Source organism: Campylobacter sp. W0014, from assembly GCF_020135975.1.
Taxonomy (GTDB): Bacteria; Campylobacterota; Campylobacteria; order Campylobacterales; family Campylobacteraceae; genus Campylobacter_D.
Map to the genome: position 1 here is coordinate 1 of NZ_JACHTR010000089.1, position 640 is coordinate 640.

Sequence of the window (640 nt, forward strand, 5' to 3'; positions counted from 1 at the left end):
GGCTTTAAAGCTTGGGGTAAAGATAATATTCTTTTTTAATAAAGTTAAAGTATTAGAATAAGATTTGCTTAAATTTAAATCTTTTAAATTTAAATGATCATTAATATTAATAGAATTAGCTAAGATGGCATCATCAATTAAGATTTGAGTATTAGCAATAATAATAAAGTCTTTAAGCAAAGAAGCTTTATCTTGTTTTTCTTCATCTTGATTTTTTATTTCTTCTTGATGATTAAACTCCTTATAATTTAAAGTGATAAAATCTCCTAAGCTAAGATGATAAATATTACTTTTTGCTAGTAAGCTTTCATTTAATACTAAGGCTCTTTTTTCTTTAAGAGAAGGCTTAGTCTTTAAATCAATGCTTTTTGTAAAAGAATATTCACTCTCATAAAAATGTTCATTATAATAAGCTTTGTTATTAAGTTCTTGTTCATAAGGAACTTTACTAGAGTGTAAAGATAAAAGATTTAAAGGAGTGTTAGCATTAATACTAGAATGTGTAAAAGAATTAGTTCTTAAACTTTGCTCTTTATAAATAGAAGAAATACAAGCTTGATTTAAAATATTATTAACATTAGGATTATACTCAATTTCTTTATTTTTTACATTTTTATATACATCACAAAAATAAATAGTG

Annotated in this window: 1 pseudogene; it reads right to left on the reverse strand. The window is 22.7% G+C overall.

Annotation, left to right across the window (positions count from 1 at the left end):
* Positions 1-640: pseudogene (locus H2277_RS09085) on the reverse strand (hypothetical protein); the annotation flags it as partial.